We start from the raw sequence: 20,733 nt of genomic DNA, 5'->3' as shown, positions 1-20,733 counted from the left end.
GCCGATTTTTATACAAGCCCTGCAGCAATGCGGGGCTTTGTTTGTTTATAGCCATCCCTAAATGGCTAAATTGGTTTTATGGTGAAATTGTTAAAGAGTTGGATAACCACAGGGTTGCACCGAGGTGCACGGAGTTTTTTATTGTGAAATGGTTGTATGGTTAACGGTTTACAACCCTAGGGTTTCACTGAGCAACACGGGGTGTAAACCTCTCTGTGAAACCCTGTGTAACGCTGTGGTTTATTTTTAACCATAGAACAATAATACCATAAAACAATAAAACCATTTTTCATCAGCTAAATAACATGCTGCCCGGGTTCCCTAAACCCGATTGCAATGGAAAGCCCGCAGCCAGACGCTAGCTTGTGTCAGGCTGGTGAGGACTTGGAATGGAAAGCGGGACTGATAGTATGTGAGCTAAGACTTGCTAAGGGTTTTCTAAGTATTTTGTTATTATTTATTTGACCGAAAGCATTATCGTTAATAGTTAATAAACTTATTCCTACTTCTACATACGTTTGTAACACGTCTGTTTTTCTTTTGTCCCTAAGCTTAAAGTGTAACAGTTATTTTAATCTATTCGATTCTTCACCAATTGTATTTTTACTCTATCTTAGTTTTCCAAATCGACCAATAATGCGGAAACCTCTATTTCTATTAAGTTTTATCCTTTTTGCTTTTATTACTGTTAAAGCCCAACAACCTAAATCGCTAAGTTCTTCTGAAATTTTACTTGCTCTAAAAAAGCTGAACACGTTTGGAGCTGCTCTTTATGTTGCAGCGCATCCTGATGATGAGAATACTCGTTTGATTTCATGGTTGGCCAATGAAAAATGTGTTCGCACAGGTTATTTATCAATGACACGTGGTGATGGAGGGCAAAATCTTATTGGTGATCAGCAAGGTGAGTTGCTAGGATTAATTAGAACTCAGGAATTGTTAGCAGCCAGGCGCATAGATGGAGCTGAACAGTTTTTTACAAGGGCTAATGATTTCGGGTTTTCTAAAAATCCAGATGAAACATTTAAAATATGGAATAAGGATTCTATCCTGGCTGATGTAGTTTGGACTATTCGTCGTTTCAGACCCGATATTATCATAACCCGTTTTGCAACTGATGGTAGTGGAGGGCATGGACATCATACGGCTTCAGCAATTTTAGCTGAAGAAGCGTTTGTTGCTGCTGCTGATCCTAATAGATATCCTGAACAACTGAAATATGTTCAACCTTGGCAAGCAAAACGATTGATCTATAATAATGCGTCTCGTTTTTGGAATCCGAATGCTGATATGACTGGTAATTTAGCACAAGAGGTTGGTCAGTTTAATCCAATGCTAGGAAAATCTTATGGAGAACTTGCTGGTGAAAGTAGGAGCATGCATAAAAGTCAAGGGTTTGGTGCGGCCCGCACAAGAGGTTCGGTGACCGAATATTTTAAACCGATCAAAGGTAGTGCGGCAGCAACTGATGTGTTTGACGATATCGACTTATCGGCTAATAGAATAGAGGGAGCTGAAACTTTTAAACAATGGATAAAGAAGGCTCAGGATGAATTTTTAACTGATGAACCTTCCACGATACTTTCAGATCTGATACAAGCTTACAAAGCGTTAGACCAGATAAAGGATGCTTACTGGAAGGTTCAAAAGCAGAAGGAATTGGTAAATCTGATTATTGCCTGTTCTGGAATTTACCTTGAAGCAACAGCGACAGATTTTTCAATTACTCCAGGACAGCAATTGAAGATTTCAATCAATGCAATTAACAGGGCAGATACTGCCGTTATCCTTGAGAAGATTAATTTCCCTAATGGTGAGACTGTTTCTGTAAATAAAAGTTTAGAGCGTGATCAGCTTTGCAAAGAAGATAAAGTTATTACTCTAGACCCGACGACTTCTTACAATAACCCTTATTGGCTTACTTATAAACATTCGGAAGGTATGTTTACGGTAAAGGACCAGAATTTAATTGGTCAGGCTGAGGCTCCAGTTCCTTTGCAAGTTGGATTTGTTCTTACTATTGAAGGTCAGTCTTTAGCTATTAACAGACCTGTGATTTATAAATGGGTTGATCCGGTGGATGGAGAGCTTTATAGACCGATTCAAATTACTCCACCGGTAATGATCAATATGGATGCAAAAGCATACGTATTCCCATCAAGCAAATCACGTAATATTAAGATTGTTCTTAAAGCAGGAAAGGAGAGTTGTAAAGGAGTTTTGAAACTCGATCTGCCATCTAGTTGGAAAAGTAATCCTGCCTCTATTCCTTTCAACCTTCAAAAGAAAGATGAAGAAATGGATGTAAGCTTTGAGATTATTCCACCAAGCGAAAATTCAACAGCAATTATTAATGCTGTAGCGACCATAGATGGAAATACTTATTCAAAGGGTGAAACGGTAATTGATTATAAACATATTCCTATTCAAACATTGTATCCTGATGCACAGGCCAAGGTTGTAAGGTTTAACCTGAATAAGCGGTCTGAGAATATTGGCTATATTAAAGGAGCAGGAGATGATATCCCTCATAATTTGGCACAATTAGGCTATCATGTAAAAATGCTAACAGATGATATGCTTTCTGATGGAGTTGACCTTTCGGTTTACGATGCTATTGTAATTGGCGTTAGAGCTTATAATACTAATGATAGAATGAAATTCTATTATAACAAGTTGATGAATTACGTTCAAAACGGAGGGAATTTAATCGTTCAATACAATACCAATAATTTTCTAGGCGGTGTAAAATCTGAAATCGGGCCATTTCCTTTTACTATTTCTAGAGATCGGGTAACGGATGAAAATGCGGAGATCCGTTTTGAAATACCAAGGCATCGGGTTTTAAATAGTCCGAATAAGATCACTTCAGATGACTTTAAAGGCTGGATTCAGGAAAGAGGAATTTATTTCGCTTCTGATTGGGATAAGAATTATGAAACACCAATTAGTTTAAACGATCCAGGAGAGAACTCATCCAAGGGAAGTACTATCATTACTAAATATGGTAAGGGTTATTTTGTGTATACCGGGTTATCATTTTTTAGAGAACTGCCTGCCGGTGTTCCGGGTGCCTACCGTTTATTTGTGAATATGATTGAACTAGGTAAATAGTATGCAATTGCGATGGAAAAGGCTTTATTGGCTGGTTGTCGGCTTTTTAATAATGGAAATGATCGTATTCTATTACCTAACTAATCATCTTTCATGAGGCAACTCGACTGGCTGGTATTAATTACAACGCTTTCATTTATTGTTTTTTACGGATTATGGAAGAGCCGTAAAAGCAAAAACACCGAAACTTTTTTGAAGGCTAATACCTCTCCATGGTACATGGTGGGGCTTACCATTATGGCTACTCAGGCGAGTGCTGTAACGTTTTTATCAGCTCCGGGACAAGCCTATACTGATGGGATGCGTTTTGTTCAATACTATTTTGGATTGCCGCTAGCTATGGTGGTTTTATGCTTAACAGCAGTACCCATCTACCATAAATTAAAAGTATATACAGCCTATGAGTATCTGGAAGGCCGATTTGATTTAAAGACACGGTCATTGGCTGCCTTTTTATTTCTTATTCAGCGGGGTTTAGGAACAGGTATTACAGTTTTTGCCCCTAGTATCATTCTTTCAGCCATTTTAGGATGGAATATCTATTTGACAAACTTCGTCATTTGTGCTGTAGTTGTGATTTATACAGTAAGTGGAGGAATACGAGCGGTTAGTTATACACAAATGGGTCAGATGACGATCATTCTTAGTGGAATGCTGATTGCGGCTGTTATTATTACCCGTTTGCTTCCTCAGAATATCGGATTTATAGATGCGGTGAAATTAGGTGGCAAAATGGGCCGGATGAACATTATTGATCTGAAGTTCGATTTAAATAACAAATATAATATTTGGTCAGGTTTGTTAGGAGGGTTCTTTTTGGCTCTATCATACTTTGGAACAGACCAATCCCAGGTTGCCCGCTACTTGTCTGCTAAAGACACTACAGAAAGCCGTTTGGGATTATTATTCAATGGTATTGTTAAAATTCCAATGCAGTTTGGAATTCTTTTAATCGGAGTTTTGTTATTTGTTTTTTACCAGTTTGCAGAAACTCCAATATTCTTTAATCAGTTGGAGATAAAAAAGCTACAGGAAAGCACTTATGCAGGGCAATTAAACGATCTTCAGCAAAAACAGACTTCGATTTATCAACTAAAGAAAGAGCATGCAAATGGATTGATTGCCGCGATCCAATCTAACGATGATAAGGCTATAACCAAGTTTCAGGGGTTTGTTACTGAAGATCATCAAAAAGAAGCGGTTATTCGTAAGGATCTAAAGAAGCTAATGCTTAAAAATGATAGTGGCGCTAATACCGATGATGTTAACTATGTTTTCTTATGGTTTGTTCGTAATCATTTTCCTGAAGGATTAGTGGGCTTATTAATAGCAGTGATTTTAGCAGCGTCAATGTCGTCTTCATCATCAGCATTGCAAGCTTTAGCCTCAACTTCAGTAATCGACATTTACAAACGTAGTGTGAGAAGGGACGAAAACGATGGCCATTATCTAAATGCTTCCCGGTGGGCCATTGTTATTTGGGGAGTGTTTGTAATGATTGTTGCAGGCCTTGCTTCACAATTAGGAAGTTTGATAGAAGCAGTGAACGTACTAGGCTCGTTGTTTTATGGGGCGATCTTGGGTATTTTCATGGTTGCTTTCTTTATAAAAAGAATAAAAGGTACAGCTGTTTTTATAGCAGCGGTAATTACACAGTTTTTGGTTCTACTAGGTTATTTCTTTACTGATATTTCTTTCTTATGGTATAACCTGATTGGTTGCGCTTTGGTAATGATTATTTCAGTTTTGATAGAGTTCTTAGCCCCTGAATTGTCGCTTGTTAAAGATTGATAATGGTTGAATTATGTTGTATTTTAAATCGAGCCAACATAATTTACCTTCGATGTTAAAACTTCTTCAAACGCGCTTTTTTAAGTTTTCTTTATTATTCTGCCTGTTTTGTTTTTCATCTTCCGGACAACAACTTCTAAAACCCGGGTTTGATGCTGCTGAATATGCTGATCTCCTAAGGCTGAAATATGATTCATTAAACACTGGTCAAGTTATAACAACATCGAATCATCAATATAAATTGCTATTTGAGTCTCCTGAAGTAGGTCTTTACAATAAATGTTATTTCTGGTTACGAAACGATGATGTGGTGATTCTTTGCATTCGCGGAACTATTGGTAAAACAGAATCGTGGCTTGAGAACTTTTATTCGGCGATGATTCCTGCTCAGGGAGACTTGCAACTCAATGACAGCACTCTTTTTGAATATAAGTTTGCTGAACGAGCGGATGCTTATGTTCATGTGGGCTGGTCAATTGGAATGGCATTTTTGGCTCCTTACATTGTTAATGAGCTGAACGTTCTTTACAAGTCAGGAAAAAAGGAAGTGATCATATTTGGACATAGTCAGGGCGGGGCTATTGCGTATTTGGTTCGTTCATACCTTAATTATCTGCCGGAAGATAAACTGCCTGGTGATATTTTTTATAAAACCTATTGTAGTGCAGCTCCCAAGCCCGGTAATTTATATTACACCTACGATTTCGATTTTATTAATAGGGGAGAATGGGCTTTTAGAACAGTAAATACTGCCGACTGGGTGCCTGAAACTCCATTAACTGTTCAAACACTGAAAGACATGAACAAAGCAAATCCGATAGTTAATTATAAAGATGCAATAAAAGAGATGCCTTGGTTGGTACGGGTATATGTGAATTCGGTTTATAAAAAGATAGATAAAACTGCCAATAATGGCGTGAAGTATTATCAAAAGTATCTGGGAAATGCCGTATTTGATCAGATAAAAAAGACTCTTCCTCAATTAAGGGAGCCCTCATATGCGCCCTCTAATCATTATATGACAGCCGGCGTTCAAATTGTTTTGCCCACCGATAATGAGTATGATAATAAATTTAAGTTTACTGGGCAAAATGTATTTGTTCATCATTATTTTGAACCTTATTTATTCCTTTTGAGAAAATATTATCCCAAGTCTAACTAAACTATGCGTGCATTGATAATTCAGAAATTAATCTTACATTTCGAACCTTTATCAATTACCAGGAAATGAAGAATCTAATTGTAATGGCCATTCCGGGCTTTATTATTTTACTTATTGCAGAGTTTATAGTTGCCTATTTGCAGAAGAAGCATGATGAATATTTCGATGCAAAAGACACTGCAAGTAGTATATCGATGGGGATTGGTAATGTTTTAATTGGATTTGTTAGTAAAGCAATGATTCCTGTTGCTTTGACCTTTGTTTTCCAGTTTCGTTTCTTCACTATGCCGGAGAATGCCTGGTGGGCTTGGATTTTGTGTTTGTTGGCTGACGATTTCTCATATTATTGGTTCCATCGAACAAGTCATAGTGTACGTTATTTCTGGGCGTCTCATGTAGTACATCATTCATCTCAAAAGTATAATCTGGGAACAGCCTTACGTCAAACATGGACAGGGAATTTATCAGGTTCATGGATATTCTGGTTATGGATGCCATTGGTGGGATTTTCTCCGCTCATGATCATGACTATGATGTCGATCAGTTTACTGTATCAATTCTGGATACATACAGAAGTTATTAAACGCCTTCCTAAGCCTATAGAGTTTATTTTTAATACTCCTTCTCATCATCGGGTGCATCATGCTTCTGATATTCAATATTTAGATAGAAATCATGCAGGGATCTTAATTATTTGGGATCGTATGTTTGGAACTTTTGTCGAGGAAAATGTGCATCCAACGTATGGTTTAACTAAAAATCTTGAAACCCATAATCCACTTCATATTGCTTTTGACGAATGGGGAGCCGTAATTAAAGATGTATGGAAAGCGCCTACTTTTAAAGCTAAAATAGGTTATTTGTTTGGACCTCCTGGTTGGAGCCATGATGGAAGCCGTAAAACTTCTGGCCAACTTAGGAAAGAGGAGAAACAAAAGGTTAAAGAAGATCAAAACAGAATAAAGCAAACCGAATTGGTTTAAAAATATAAAGAGGGTTTAGCCCTCTTTTTTTGTAAGTGGCTATAGCCTTTTCAGCTACCACGTTCTGTTATAATTACTTTATGATCCCCTAAGCGGTTTTTAGCAAAGAAGAGGTATACATTACCCCCATCTCCAAGGTTGAGTGCTTTTCTAATTTCTTCTACAGAAAGGGGGAAGTTTCGTTTACTAATATTAGCCTTTTTTATTCCTTTTGTTTTTAGGAGCATTTTTAATGCCTTCGGTTGGAAATCTATTTCTTCAATGATTCGGAAAACTCGCCCAGGGAATTCTCTACTTACTTCTTCATTGGTAAAGAAATAACCGTCGATTTGCTCGAAACTTACTTTTAACGAAGGAAAGTACTTGTTGAATAATTGAATGTTTACACGAGCCTTATAAAAGGCCACATCGGGCTCTAATAAATAGGTTGATGAACTTGCAACAGGCAGTTGATGCTCGTTACTTTCTGTTTTATTGAATATATAAGTCGAATCGATTCCTTTTCTATTTAATAAGATCTTTTCGGTTAGTAGTGAAGGAGAGTTTTCAAAATCAAACGTCATTAATAATTCTTTACATTCGTTATCAACAGAAACAACCGAAAGAGAGCTCATTAAAGAGAATTTTTTCCAAGCCTCTGCATTATCAAATAAAGGAGAAGCTTTTACAATTAACTTTCGGGTTAGTTTGGATACCAGCGGAAGAATCTCGTATAAGTTAGGTGAACAATCTTCAAATAAAAAAACACGGCCTTGTTGATCATCTCTCCTTGCTGGATCAACAAAAATAAGATCAAATTTTTCACCTGTATAAGCTGCCAGAAAATCTTCAGCCTTTTGATTGAATACCTTAATATTTTCTGCACCTAAAAGATTGAAATTATATTGAGTGATAGCTGCCAATAAAGGATTCATCTCTAGACTGATAACCTTATTGAAGTTTTTGGAGAAATAAAAGCTGTCAACTCCAAGGCCGCAGGTTAAGTCTAAGCAAAGTTCACCTGTTTCCTTCTTTAATGATGCTGTAGCCTCACTGCTTGACTGTTCGTACGAAATAGGAGGAATTACACAAAGAGCATTGTAATAGGAAGGAAGCTTATGTTTTGCTTTCTGGAGGTACTTTATCTGGGTAGAGATCAAATGAGCCGGGACGGTCTGAGAACGATAACTAAGTGCAAATTTTAAAGAGTCGACTTCAATATTCTTTTTTATAATTTCCCTTACTTCATTTTGCCTTAAAAGTTCGAACTCTGCTATATTCATTTAGATAACTTATAATAGATTATTTCCCTTTATCTTTTAACGTTATTTCTTCCAGTCGTAAATAGTACATGTCATCTTTTTCCTCAATACTACTTTTATCAATCACTATTGCTTTTGCAAAAGCTGGACAATCGAGTACTAAAGTGTGATATTCTCCTTGTTCACCGCTTAGATCTATTCCTTTTAGCTCTTTAAACATTGAAAGCTGATCAATTTTGGCTGATGTAATCAGGTCACCAACCCAGCTGCGGGTAAACCAGGGTTTTCGAACCAATGAGAAGATTACCTTGAAATTTCGATTTACAAGCTCATTCAATAAATCCTTCCGATCCAGTTGCCATAAAGGTGCATAGACCCCCATACCAGAAACAGCGCTTCTTTCTTTAATCCAGTTCGGGTAGCTATTTACTTCATCAATATCACCACTAATAAGGAGGTCAATGCCTTCGTCTTTAAGATGAGCAATCGCATTTTCATAGCTTTCTTTGTAAGGCTCATTGATTTCTATTATTCTATGAGGAATACCAATTGCCTCAGCCTGCAGTTTAAGTACTTTGATCGGGTGAGCCAGAAAATCAGCGTTTTTTGGAGCAAAGGTTATAAGCAAGTTAATCGAAAGCTCTTCCTTTTTTGCAAAATGTAAGGCTAAAACACAATCTTTTCCGCCTGTCCATAAAACTGCTGCCGATGATGCTGTCATGAGAAAAGATAAAATTAATGTATAATGAGCCTTTTATTTTGATAGAATCCTGAAACCGAGTTATGATGTTTAAGGGAGGCATATTGAAATAAAAAAAGCCTTTGGCAAAAATACCAAAGGCTTTCTATATTTTAAACGTTTATTAGTTTTTTACTTCAGCAGTTTCTGCTGGAATAACTGAAACGTAAGATTTGTCGTCTTTTTTCTTTTTGAAAACAACAGTACCATCAATTAATGCAAACAAAGTATGGTCTTTACCGATACCTACGTTTTTATCAGGGTTATGTTTAGTACCACGTTGACGAACGATGATGTTACCTGCAATTGCAGATTGACCACCGAAAATTTTAATGCCAAGACGTTTACTGTGCGACTCACGGCCGTTCTTCGAACTACCCGCACCTTTTTTATGTGCCATTTCTTAAAATTCCTTTCTTAGTGATTAAAATACAATGTTTTCGATCTGAATCTTGGTAAACGACTGACGGTGACCGTTTTTGCGTTTATAACCTTTACGACGTTTTTTCTTGAAAACGATAACTTTATCGCCTTTTAGGTGAGAAACGATTTTAGCGGTTACTTTTGAACCTGCAACGTTAGGAGCACCTACAGAGATTTTATCGCCGTTAGCTACCAATAAAACATCGCCAAATTCAATACTAGCGCCCTCTTCTCCTTGTAAGCGGTGTACAAAGATCTGCTGGTCTTTTGCAACTTTAAATTGTTGCCCGGCTATATTTACTATTGCGTACATGATGAAATAATAATTTATTTATATTTAAACGAGGTGCAAAAATAGGGATTAGTAATGATATATAAAAACCTATTTTGAATTAATTTCAACCTCGTTCGTGTTCCGTTTTTTTGCAATTAATAATGGGAAAAAGTGCTCTAAACCTTATTGGAGAACTTAGTTACTTATCGAACTTTTACTTTCGTTTTCTTCAATCTTCGATTCAATCAACTGTTTTAGTTCCCTTACACGCTCCATGTACTGCGGTTTTTCATTTGCCTTCTCATCCCAAGTAATGCTTTTGCATTTTTTCTGGTAACACATTTCAATGAAAAAACGCGGAGTAGTTGCCTGATCACCACCAATCATTTGGTCGGGCATATCAAAAAACATGTTATCCCACATCTTTTGGTGAATGTCCTTAATGGCTTGTTGAGGTAATTCAACCTTTTGGGTAATGAGCGAATCTTTATCATTGCGGTATTTTAAAACCTGTGTTTTTGAATTGTACTCATAGCCTACTTCATCGCCTTTACTAAACTTTACCTCTATGTGGTCGAACTCAACAATTTTGTAATGCATCTTTTTGAAATACGCGGTATAATAATAATAGCCCATGTAAATCAAAAAAGAACCAACAATCATGGTTAAGAGGTAAATCTTCTTAAATCTATCACTCATTTATATATGTATTTACTTTATATTAGTTCTCTTCAGTACCAATTACATCAAACTCAACCGAATCATCAATTGATTCACCCAACTCACCTTCCCACTTACTTACTACAGCTGTCGCAATACTATTACCAACCACGTTAGTTGCCGAACGGCCCATATCTAACAATGGATCTATTCCTAATAATAATGCTAAGCCAGCTTCCGGAATATTGAAAGTTGCTATTGTTCCGGCAATTACAACAAGTGATGCCCTTGGAACACCGGCAATTCCTTTACTGGTTAACATAAGTATTAACAACATGGTGATTTGCTGTTCAAAAGATAGGTGGATCCCATAGGATTGTGCGATAAACAATGAAGCGAAGGTCATGTACATCATTGATCCATCTAAATTGAAAGAATATCCCAACGGTAAAACAAAGCTTACTATTTTGTTTTTGCAGCCGAAACGCTCTAATTGCTCCATTGTTTTCGGATATGCAGCTTCACTGCTGGCAGTACTAAACGCAAGAAGTATCGGTTCTTTCAATCTTCCAATTAGTTCGAAGGCACGCTTTTTTAAGATGGTAGAACCAATTAAGGTAAGTACCAACCATAAAACAAGTAATCCTCCATAAAATTCAAGTATAAATAGGGCATAGGTCGACAAAATGCCTAATCCTTGTTTGGCGATAATTGCAGTCATTGCTCCAAATACAGCAAAAGGAGCAAAGTTCATTACATAACCAGTAACCTTTAAAATAACATGTGCAACAGCATCAAATAGCTTGATCACTATTTTGCCTTGCTCACCGATAGCAGCAGTGGCAACTCCAAAGAACAAAGCAAAAACAACAATTTGCAATATTTCATTTGAGGCCATTGATTCAATAACACTTTTAGGAAACACATGTGCAATGAAGTCTTTAAAGCTTAATGCCGCTTTTTGAATACCCGTGCTTGTATGGCTATCTGGTAATGGTAAATTCATCGCTTCACCCGGACGGAAGATATTTACCAGGATCATACCCAATACCAAGGATAATAAACTGGCACTTACGAACCAGAGTAAGGTTTTGCCACCAATTCGCCCTACTGCTTTTATGTCACCTAATTTAGCAACTCCCACAACTAATGTGGTCAGTACCAATGGGGCAACAATCATTTTTATAAGTCGAAGGAAAATATCACTTAACACTGTGAACAATTCAAGTTTCTTCTCCCGCATTTTATCATTTTCAGACTTGCTTTTTTGAGCGGTAGCTATTTCAGTCTTTAACTCTTTATATGTAACCGATGTACTATCGGTAAGGGTGCTTAGTTTTTTTTCGGCCTGTTCAATTTGTACAGTAGCCTTTGTAAGTCCTTCGTTATAAGTGTTGATGTAGTAGATGTTTAGCAGGTAGCCTAAAATAATGCCCAGTACTAAGGCAATGAAGATATAAAGTGTTAACCTGTTTTTCTTTTGCTTCATAAATTGGTATTTGATAAACCACAAATCTATAAAAAACTACGGGGTTGAGAAGTAAATAATAATATACAGAATGGCTATAAACAACAAAGCCATCAATGTTTGATGGCTTTGTTACATATTATTTGAAAAAATTAATTGCTTAATTCTTCAGCATAAATAGAACTGTGCTCTTTTGAAGCAATGTAACGTTCTGCATCCAGCGCTGCCATACAGCCTGAACCTGCTGCAGTTACAGCTTGACGATAAATATGATCTTGCACATCGCCGGCAGCAAACACACCTTCTACATTAGTTTTAGTACTTCCAGCTTTGGTAATAATATAACCGTTTTCATCCATGTCGATCCATCCTTTAAATACATCAGTATTAGGTTTATGACCGATAGCAACGAAAAATCCGGTTACATTAATCGTTTTTTCTTCTCCTGTTTCATTATTAACGACCAATGCCCCAGTAACATTCTGACCGTCACCTAAAATTTCTTTAGTTTCTGAATGGAAAAGTACTTCGATGTTTGGAGTGTTCATAACACGGTGTTGCATTGCTTTAGAGGCACGCATTTCACCTTTACGAACGATCATATAAACTTTATTACAAAGCTTAGAAAGGTAAGTTGCTTCTTCAGCTGCAGTATCACCCGCTCCAACAATGGCAACATCTTGCTTGCGGAAGAAGAAACCATCGCAAACAGCACAGGCCGATACTCCAAATCCGTTATATTTTTGTTCTGATGGTAAGCCTAACCATTTTGCAGATGCACCAGTTGAGATGATTACGGCGTCGGCGGTAACCTGTTTTCCATCATCTAAGGTTACTTTATGAGGTAATGATGAAAAGTCAACAGCGGTTACAATTCCGAAGCGAACCTCTGCTCCAAAACGTTCCGCCTGTTTTTTGAAATCTTCCATCATTTCAGGACCATGAGTTCCTTCAGGATAGCCCGGAAAGTTTTCCACTTCAGTAGTGGTAGTTAATTGTCCACCAGGTTGTAGTCCTGTGTACATAATTGGTTTTAAGTCAGCACGCGCTGCGTAAATAGCAGCAGTGTAACCAGCAGGGCCCGAACCAATGATCAGGCAGTGGATGTGTTCTAATTCGTTCGACATGCTTTAATACTTCTTTTATGTTTAGGTTATAAATTTGGTTAACAACAAAAATTAGCTGAAAAATAATTTAGTTGAATTAACAAAGAAATCCTCCGCCAATCAAGTCATCGCCTTCATAAAAAACGGCCGACTGTCCGGGAGCTATTGCTGAAACAGAATGATCAAAATCAACTTTGATTAAATCGCCATCCTCAATTATTGAACTCATTGCTCCAGCGTCTTTATATCTGATCTTCGTTACAGCCTCTATTGGCTGCTGTATCGAAGCATATTTTATTAGATTATAGTTTCGAACAAAAGCCTGTGAACGTTGAAGATCTTCTTCTCTACCCAAAACCACTGTATTAGTTTCCGGAATAATACGGGTCACGAATACAGGTTCACCCAAGGCAATTCCAAGCCCTTTACGTTGTCCGATAGTGTAAAACGGATAACCCTTATGTTTTCCAACTTTACGACCGTCGGTAAGCACAAAATCACCACCATCTACTCGGTCTTCCAGATCAGGTACACGATGTTTTAAGAATGAGCGATAATCATTATCTGGTACAAAGCATATTTCATAGCTCTCGCTTTTGTTAGCTAAATCAATTTGCCCCATATCCATTGCCATTTGTCTGATTTCTGTTTTACGAAAACCTCCCAACGGCAACTTTGTTCTGCTTAAATTATATTGCGAAACGCCCCATAGTACATAAGACTGATCTTTATTGTTGTCCAAGCCCTTTGAAACCACGTATCGTTCATTTTCATTACGAATTTGAGCATAGTGTCCGGTAGCAATAAACTCACAATCCAATTTATCCGCTCGTTTCATTAAAGCTTCCCATTTAATATGGGTATTACATAAAACGCATGGGTTTGGGGTTCTTCCTGCAAGGTATTCTTCCACAAAATTGTCGATAACAAAATTGCCGAACTCTTCGCGGATATCTAAAATATAATGAGGAAATCCATATTCAACAGCCAGAGAACGTGCATCGTTTATTGAATCCAGACTACAACATCCGGTTTCTTTTGAAGAGGAACCTGAAGATGCATAATCCCAGGTTTTCATGGTAAGGCCAATCACTTCATAGCCTTGCTCATGCAGCATGATCGAAGCCACCGAACTATCGATACCTCCACTCATTGCTACTAATATTCTTCCGTGCTTACTCATATTTTTTCAAACGGCAAAGATAGGTATTTGGTTTTGTAAAGAAATGGTTTGATAGTCAACGTAAGGTAAAATGCTTGTTGGTTAGGATGTTTTGGTATTAAAAGGTGAGTTAACTTATGATTTATAGAGTTAATGTGAAAATATTTACTCTTTCGGTCCTTATAACTCCTCATTGAAAATGAAATACATACTGCATTGAATTACAATGTGTTTGGTTGCTGTTGTTGATTGTTCTTTCCAAAGGTAATTCAAGGCTTTTTAGGGCTTCTAATGGATTTTAAACCTTCAATAACCAGTTAAGTTGTAAAATGGCACAATGATCGCATTAAGTATTTTAAAGCAATAGAATTGAACCGATGCCTTGGACTAAGCAACATTACCCAATTTCAATGAAGAATTTAATGGCACCGGTACGATATAAAGCTATTGGAATAGCTAATGCCTTACTCGAAGAAAAATACGACGAACAACGATCAATTGCTATTGCCATTGCAAAGGCCGAAGAATGGGCTATGAATAGAAATATGCAGGTAAAAAAGAAAAAAGCAAGTAACAATTGAAAATCTATTAATGCTCATTCTCTGGTCTTTAATTCAATTAATTTTTTATAAAAACTTCATACGCATACCTTGCAATTAAAAGACAAATTACCAATAAGAAGAATTGTCTTATAAATTCATTCCCTTTTGATAAAGCCAATTTACTTCCCATTAATCCTCCTGCCATATTACAAAGTGCCATAGGTAAGGCAATATGATATAATACTTGCTTGTTAAAGATAAACGCCGAGAGTGCGGCAATATTGGTTACGCAATTTATCACTTTGGCATAGGCCGACGCATTCAGGAAATCCAGGCCCAAAACCATTATAAAAGCCAGAATAAAAAAACTGCCGGTACCCGGACCAAAGAAGCCATCATAAAATCCAATCACTAAACCTATTAGCCCTCCGTAAATCATCATCTTGTTTTCTGAAATTTCTTTTGAAACCGAATTGCCTAAGTCTTTTTTCAAGAAAGTATAAATGGCAATGGCAATCAAAATGAACAAGATTAATGGTTTCAATACTTTGCTGTCCAATAGGCTAACAGTTTGAGCTCCCAGATAGGCCGCAATTAATGCACAAATAGCTACTGAAACCAATACTTTAGCATTGAACTCGACACGTTTTCCATACTGCCAGGCTGCAACACTGGTTCCGGTTAATGAGGGTATTTTTCCGGTTCCCAATAGGGTAGGGATTGGAACTTTAGGTAATGATAATAGCAGAGCTGGAGTTTGTATTAGGCCACCTCCACCCACAATTGAATCAATAAAGCCTGCAACAAAAGCAAACGCGCAAAGTATAATTATTTCCATGAGTCCTATAAAGTCGGCGCAAAGTTACAAATGAGGAAGTAATGTTAAAGAAATAGGGGAGGAAGGTTAGTGATTATCGGTAATGGTTTGAAAATTTCATTTTTTTTAATCGGTCTTAAATCTATAAATTAGGATGGAAATAGTATTGCGCCATTTAAGTTATATCTCGTCATCTTGCTAAGTAACATCATATTATAATGATATTTTAAATCCTTGAACTTTTATAAAATCTTAATTATTATAATTATGAATACCTCTAAGTTTTTGCATTGGGACTATTGGTGCTAGCAGCTATCTTATTGTCGGATTGCACTCGCAATGACAACTTCCTTGAACGAACACTCAAACCACTAAAAATATATTCATAACGTACTAGTTCTTTGATTTTTTCAATTCTCAACAAATTCAAGGGTTGAGTTAATTATTATTAAAAGCAAAGCCCCGATTGATGTCGAGGCTTGTACCGAATAGGGGATATATTTTTTATTTTTTGAATGTTCGCATATAATTTACGATCGACCATAAATCTTCTGAATCTGGAATTTTCTTTTTGAAAGAAGGCATTTCATCACGACCTGTTGCTATTTTGTAATGCAATTCACCATCAGATAGTTTTTGTACCGCTGGTTTTGACATATCTTCCATAGCCGTTTTTAATGATGCAGCTTTAGTTCCATCGCCTGCTCCGGTTTTACCATGACAAGCGGCACAATGCTTTGTCCACATTTCTTTACCAACTTTTAGTGATGCTGCATCGGCTTTAACAGGATTGGCCATCTTTGCTTCTTTTTCAGGAACAGCCCAAGGCTTGGATTGATAATACGTAAATGAAAGAAGCATGCCGCCAATCATTATTACCCCAATTAAATTAGTTTTCATAATATTTGGATTTTTTAAGAGTGTAAAACATTCAACTAAACAGAACTATTTTCTTTTCCAAGCTTAATAAGTTTTGTAATCTGATAAATAAGATAAAAGATAATACCCCAAACAGTTATAATGATAATGTTAGGGAAAATAAGCAACCAAAGTGGCGTTTTATCTCGGGTGGCCCATAATGATCTTTCCGAAAAACTATGATCAGGAACTAATGGTGTACCCCACTTTACAGTTTTTGCAGCTACTAAGGTTCCATACAATTCATTCTCATCAATTTTCGCTCCAACAACAATATTTCCTTTGGAATCACCAGGTACACTCATGTTAAAATCTGCGGAGACTTCTCCTCCAATGGAGTCTGTAGTGTAGGTCTCTTCTTCAGTGGCCGTTAAGTCACTTAATAATCTTCTAACTACCAATTTAATTTCGGTTTCAGGCACTGGTGCCCATTGGCCATCAGGCTGTAAGGCTAATACTTTTGCATGAATGGAGCGAACACTATCTACTTCATCAAGGGTTAGTTCGATTTTTGCTTTTGCTATTTCCAGTTCAGTAGACTGATCCTTAAACTGCTTGTTCTGAGTAACGGTGCCAATAAACTTTAAGCTAGCCGAGGTGTCAAATTGACTTTTAAATCGGATTGGCATAGCTAAAGAACCATTTCCAAGGTTGTTAGTATTTACTCTGCCCATAAAGCCCGCTGTGGTTTCTGAATTAAAAAAAAGATTAATATCGACTCCTGCAACGGGTTCAAATTTTTGCTCTTTTTTTGTTTTTGCTGAAACCTTAATAACGGGAAGGTCATTATTCAACTGAGAATAGGCAAGGTAAATTTGAATGGTGCCCTTTTGTGTTTTATCTTGAGCATTGGCCATTATGGTTGTTAAACCTAGAACCAATGCAATTAGTCCGGTTAAATGGTTAATTTGCTTCATGTTTTTCCGGTTTACTATGTTCCATTTCTTCAATTGTTTCATGAATTGGTATAATGGGGAACAAGCGCGTGAAGATCGTAATAATGAGCAATGTTCCAGCCAATGAACCAATAGTGATTGACCATTCCTCCCAAGTTGGTGTATAATGTTTATAAGACTCTGGCACATCATGCATCGGAAGAAATGGGCTCAGCATAGTAGGTGTAACAATTAAGAATCGCTTAAACCAGGCCCCAACTACAACTAAAAGGCCCATTATAAATGCAGGAAAAGGTTTTCTCCCTTTGGGAAACAATAACACTATAACCGGAACAATCATACCCAAAATAATGGCTGACCAAAACAAAAGAGAGAATTCACCGGTAAATAAACTATGTAAGTGATGTTCTTCTGCTTTTTTCATTTTGAAGGCAGGTACCAGGTATTCATTAACATTGAAATACAAATACAAAAGAGCAAGCATCACCACTACTTTACTCATATTGTTAAAATGTTTGTCAGTAATGTAGGCCTCAAGTTGATAAGCTCGTCGAAATACATACATAGCTACCACTACACCTCCTGCTCCTACTAAAAATGCACCTGAAACGAAATACGCACCAAAATTGGTGCTGTCCCATCCAGGGCGATAGGTAGTGGCAAATAACCATGAAGTAACAGTGTGAATGGCAAGAGCAATGGGTATAATCATGACAGAAATTGTTTTTACTGCATTTTCGCTTATTCTAAATTGCTCGGCAGTACCTTTCCAAAAAGCTCCAATGAATTTGTAGAATTTTTGAATGGCACTTCCAGGTTTGCTATTCTTAATTAAGATTGGTATGTCAGCCAGTAGCGGAAAATATAGGAATAGTACACTAAGGGTAAGATAGGTGGTGATCACTATCACATCCCACATAATCGGTGATTGCAATCGACTATAAACAAAGAGATGCCAGAATCTATCAGGGCGTCCCATATCCACAATGATGATGAGTGAAGCGAATAAGATTGCCGATACAGCTATAATTTCTGAAATTCGAGTTAATGGAGTACGCCATTCAACTCCGGTAAGACGAAATATAGCGGTGATGAGTGAACCCACTAAACTTATGGCCACAAAGAATACAAAATTAGAAATGTAAATTCCCCATGATGCATAATCACGCAAACCGGTAACACCTAAACCAAATCTAATTTGTTTGATGTAACAATATAGCCCATTTAAACAGAGCAAAATTAGTATGGCGGTCCATATTAATCCAGTTTTGCCAAATTTTTGGGGTAATAGATCCGTTATTATTTTATTTGAGCTCATGAGTTTTCTTCGTTTTTAAATGGGAACAATCTATCAACCGGTGGTAAATAATAGACACTTGGTTTGGTACCTAGTTCTTCCATTAATCGATAGCCTGAGCGATCTCTAATTAAATCGCTGAAACGCATTGTTTCCGAACCGTTAGTTATTGAGTCTTCATTTAAATCGCCAAAGAAAAATACACCGTTGGGACAAGCTGTTACGCAATGAGGTAATTCTCCATTTCTTGCCTTATCCGGACAAAAATCACATTTAGAAACAGTTCCAATTTTTGGAGGGCAGCTAGTTTCTGAAGAGTAGGGCAAATCTTTAACTGCTTGAGGAATTATAGGTGTGTCCCAATTGAATACACGGGTAGAGTACGGACATGCAGCCATGCAAAAACGACAGCCAATACATCGATCAGCATCAATTCCTACAATTCCATCCTGACGTTTAAAAGTGGCATCAACTGGACAAACTTTTACGCAAGGAGGATCATCGCAATGCATGCAGGTAGTGGGTTGCCAATAAGGTGCGGTTTTTTCACCATCTTGCATTGGATATACCTTGATCCAGTTTTGATGATCACTTACAAAGTGAGCATGATTACAGGCTTCCTGACATTTTTTAAGATTTCGGCAGCGTGATAAGTCAATTACCATCACAAATTTTTTACCCTCAATCCCCATTCTTTCGGCCATATTTGAAATGGATGGTATTTCCTCTGTAGGCTTTAGATAGGCTTTGTCAACTTCAATAATTTCCCCTGTAGTTGAGAGAAGCTTTACCATTTGGCCTGAAGGCTTTACACTTTCCTTCTTAGCTTGAGTAGTAAATGGGTCATGGTTGGTACAACCGGCTAAGCTGGCCAATAATGCCCCTTTCAAAAAATCTCTCCGCTGAATCTGCGGGTTTAATGGAATTATTTTGGATAAATCAACCATAGATGTCCTAGTTTATTTTTTAACCCAATTTTGCACATCTTCCTTTGTGGCAGTTTTTGCTGTAGTGGGTAGCTTATCCATATCGATTTCAACCAACTTGCCGTCTTGCGTTAAAAACTTTACAGTTTTTGTTACATTTTTCTTTTCCTTCGGAGGATTATCCCACTTAAAAAAGGCGATAATAGCTGCCAAACTTATTCCTGAGAATATGAATTTTTTTCTGCTTAGATTACCCATATACATTCAGTTTTTTAAAAGCTCCATAGCCTCGTAATGTTGAATCCTATATACAAATCCTGGTACCACTTGTGTTGTGAATTAGGTTGATTGTACACATTGTTGTATTGTGGTACGATGTTAGGAAAGTTAGAAATGAAAATTTGGAACTGGTGGGCACTAGTTGCTATCTCTACACCCGCACTAACATTAAATTGAGGATTATTGTCTGTAAATTCAGTAATAGGTTGGTCATAGTTTAAGAGCAATGATGTTTGCTCGGTAAACTTATATCTACCCGATACTGCAACAGCAAAGAAATCATTTTGCATTGATGGCTCAACGGTGTTGAAGTGAGAAAGACTTGGAGCCACCTGAATAGTAATCTGGTCATTAAACTTACGAGAAACAATAATTTGATGAAAGAATGAAAGTCGGTCGGAGTTATTACCATTTGGCAAATCGTCTTTCTTGTTAGCAGACGAAAGACCCATGTCAAAATAATAGGTAACACTTATAGGTATTTTTCCGTTTCGGGTCTGATTAAGAATGCCGTATTTCAGGTTAAAATCATTCACCATGCCTGTTTTGGTAATCCCATAGCCAATGGCAACCGTACCTTTAATTTTTCCAAATCCTATATTATCCAATAGGGAGTAATTAATACCAAGTCGAATATTTGCTCCCGCGCCATACATACCGTAGAGATCGGTAAGGCCGTTGTAAACTGTTCCAAACCGGTGATTAATCATAAACTCTAAAGTTCCTTTTTGTGGGACTAATGTGGTTTGATTGTCAATAATCCAGGTGCTTTCAAATGCTGAACGTACCGGTTTATTTCCACTATCCTCTACTTTAGTTGAGTCGTCCTGTGCGAATGATGATAATGTTTTAAATAAGAAAACGGTAGTGAAAATCATTCGGAAGGACTTGCTATAGGTAGTTTTTAAATTTTTCATATCGATCTATTTAAAAGC

20 protein-coding genes are annotated in these 20,733 nt (G+C 37.1%); 5 read left to right on the top strand and 15 right to left on the bottom strand.

From position 1 onward, the window contains the following. Positions 1-636: 636 nt before the first annotated feature. The 4 genes from NF867_RS02340 (at position 637) to NF867_RS02325 (ending at position 7,050) form a co-directional block, all read left to right on the top strand. Positions 637-3,114 (top strand): PIG-L family deacetylase, encoded by a 2,478-nt coding sequence (locus tag NF867_RS02340; protein WP_252585930.1) that lies wholly within the window; start codon positions 637-639, stop codon positions 3,112-3,114. Between the two features lie 93 nt (positions 3,115-3,207). After that, a complete protein-coding gene (locus tag NF867_RS02335) occupies positions 3,208-4,905 on the top strand; it encodes a sodium:solute symporter family protein (protein WP_252585929.1) in 1,698 nt (565 codons plus the stop codon). A 52-nt stretch (positions 4,906-4,957) separates the two neighbouring features. After that, entirely contained in the window at positions 4,958-6,067 is a 1,110-nt protein-coding gene (locus NF867_RS02330; RefSeq protein ID WP_252585928.1) for a lipase family protein, read from the top strand. A 65-nt stretch (positions 6,068-6,132) separates the two neighbouring features. Beyond that, positions 6,133-7,050 carry a sterol desaturase family protein gene (locus NF867_RS02325; RefSeq protein WP_252585927.1) on the top strand — a complete coding sequence of 306 codons (918 nt, stop codon included), beginning with the start codon at positions 6,133-6,135 and terminating at the stop codon, positions 7,048-7,050. Between the two features lie 50 nt (positions 7,051-7,100). Here NF867_RS02325 and NF867_RS02320 read toward each other — a convergent pair whose 3' ends face one another. From NF867_RS02320 to mnmA, 8 genes are all read right to left on the bottom strand, one after another. After that, positions 7,101-8,312 carry a THUMP-like domain-containing protein gene (locus tag NF867_RS02320; protein WP_252585926.1) on the bottom strand — a complete coding sequence of 404 codons (1,212 nt, stop codon included), beginning with the start codon at positions 8,310-8,312 and terminating at the stop codon, positions 7,101-7,103. Between the two features lie 19 nt (positions 8,313-8,331). Then, complete coding sequence (locus NF867_RS02315; RefSeq protein WP_252585925.1) at positions 8,332-9,012, bottom strand: Dph6-related ATP pyrophosphatase; 681 nt, start codon at positions 9,010-9,012, stop codon at positions 8,332-8,334. 142 nt (positions 9,013-9,154) lie between these two features. Beyond that, the gene (gene rpmA, locus NF867_RS02310) at positions 9,155-9,430 is read right to left on the bottom strand and encodes a 50S ribosomal protein L27 (RefSeq protein ID WP_252585924.1); all 276 of its coding nucleotides are present in this window, start codon (positions 9,428-9,430) and stop codon (positions 9,155-9,157) included. 24 nt (positions 9,431-9,454) lie between these two features. Further along, a complete protein-coding gene (rplU, locus tag NF867_RS02305) occupies positions 9,455-9,766 on the bottom strand; it encodes a 50S ribosomal protein L21 (protein WP_237850083.1) in 312 nt (103 codons plus the stop codon). A 156-nt stretch (positions 9,767-9,922) separates the two neighbouring features. Then, positions 9,923-10,426 carry a hypothetical protein gene (locus tag NF867_RS02300; protein ID WP_252585923.1) on the bottom strand — a complete coding sequence of 168 codons (504 nt, stop codon included), beginning with the start codon at positions 10,424-10,426 and terminating at the stop codon, positions 9,923-9,925. Between the two features lie 22 nt (positions 10,427-10,448). Next, the gene (locus NF867_RS02295) at positions 10,449-11,876 is read right to left on the bottom strand and encodes a dicarboxylate/amino acid:cation symporter (RefSeq protein WP_252585922.1); all 1,428 of its coding nucleotides are present in this window, start codon (positions 11,874-11,876) and stop codon (positions 10,449-10,451) included. Between the two features lie 131 nt (positions 11,877-12,007). After that, positions 12,008-12,982, bottom strand: a complete 975-nt coding sequence (gene trxB, locus NF867_RS02290) for a thioredoxin-disulfide reductase (RefSeq protein ID WP_252585921.1) — start codon at positions 12,980-12,982, stop codon at positions 12,008-12,010. 76 nt (positions 12,983-13,058) lie between these two features. Beyond that, on the bottom strand, positions 13,059-14,144 hold the full coding sequence (gene mnmA, locus NF867_RS02285; RefSeq protein ID WP_252585920.1) for a tRNA 2-thiouridine(34) synthase MnmA: 1,086 nt from the start codon (positions 14,142-14,144) through the stop codon (positions 13,059-13,061). A 389-nt stretch (positions 14,145-14,533) separates the two neighbouring features. Between mnmA and NF867_RS02280 the strand changes: the two genes are divergently transcribed. Then, complete coding sequence (locus tag NF867_RS02280) at positions 14,534-14,704, top strand: DUF2188 domain-containing protein (protein ID WP_252585919.1); 171 nt, start codon at positions 14,534-14,536, stop codon at positions 14,702-14,704. A gap of 37 nt (positions 14,705-14,741) precedes the next feature. Here NF867_RS02280 and NF867_RS02275 read toward each other — a convergent pair whose 3' ends face one another. The 7 genes from NF867_RS02275 to NF867_RS02245 form a co-directional block, all read right to left on the bottom strand. Continuing rightward, the gene (locus NF867_RS02275; RefSeq protein WP_252585918.1) at positions 14,742-15,503 is read right to left on the bottom strand and encodes a sulfite exporter TauE/SafE family protein; all 762 of its coding nucleotides are present in this window, start codon (positions 15,501-15,503) and stop codon (positions 14,742-14,744) included. A gap of 483 nt (positions 15,504-15,986) precedes the next feature. Further along, complete coding sequence (locus NF867_RS02270) at positions 15,987-16,382, bottom strand: c-type cytochrome (protein ID WP_252585917.1); 396 nt, start codon at positions 16,380-16,382, stop codon at positions 15,987-15,989. 35 nt (positions 16,383-16,417) lie between these two features. Further along, positions 16,418-17,317, bottom strand: a complete 900-nt coding sequence (locus NF867_RS02265; protein ID WP_252585916.1) for a hypothetical protein — start codon at positions 17,315-17,317, stop codon at positions 16,418-16,420. After that, positions 17,304-18,614, bottom strand: coding sequence for an NrfD/PsrC family molybdoenzyme membrane anchor subunit (gene nrfD / locus NF867_RS02260; RefSeq protein WP_252585915.1), 1,311 nt, complete (start codon positions 18,612-18,614; stop codon positions 17,304-17,306). Before nrfD ends, NF867_RS02265 begins: the two co-directional genes overlap by 14 nt. Next, positions 18,611-19,540: a 4Fe-4S dicluster domain-containing protein gene (locus NF867_RS02255; RefSeq protein WP_252585914.1), complete on the bottom strand. Its 930-nt coding sequence runs from the start codon at positions 19,538-19,540 to the stop codon at positions 18,611-18,613. The genes nrfD and NF867_RS02255 overlap by 4 nt, the downstream gene beginning before the upstream one ends. A 12-nt stretch (positions 19,541-19,552) precedes the next feature. Beyond that, positions 19,553-19,777, bottom strand: a complete 225-nt coding sequence (locus NF867_RS02250) for a hypothetical protein (RefSeq protein ID WP_252585913.1) — start codon at positions 19,775-19,777, stop codon at positions 19,553-19,555. 14 nt (positions 19,778-19,791) lie between these two features. After that, entirely contained in the window at positions 19,792-20,715 is a 924-nt protein-coding gene (locus tag NF867_RS02245; RefSeq protein WP_252585912.1) for a DUF5777 family beta-barrel protein, read from the bottom strand. Positions 20,716-20,733: the final 18 nt, after the last annotated feature.

It is taken from the genome of Solitalea agri (assembly GCF_023914155.1).
Lineage (GTDB): Bacteria > Bacteroidota > Bacteroidia > Sphingobacteriales > Sphingobacteriaceae > Solitalea > Solitalea agri.
This window is presented reverse-complemented; position numbering and strand designations above follow the sequence as displayed.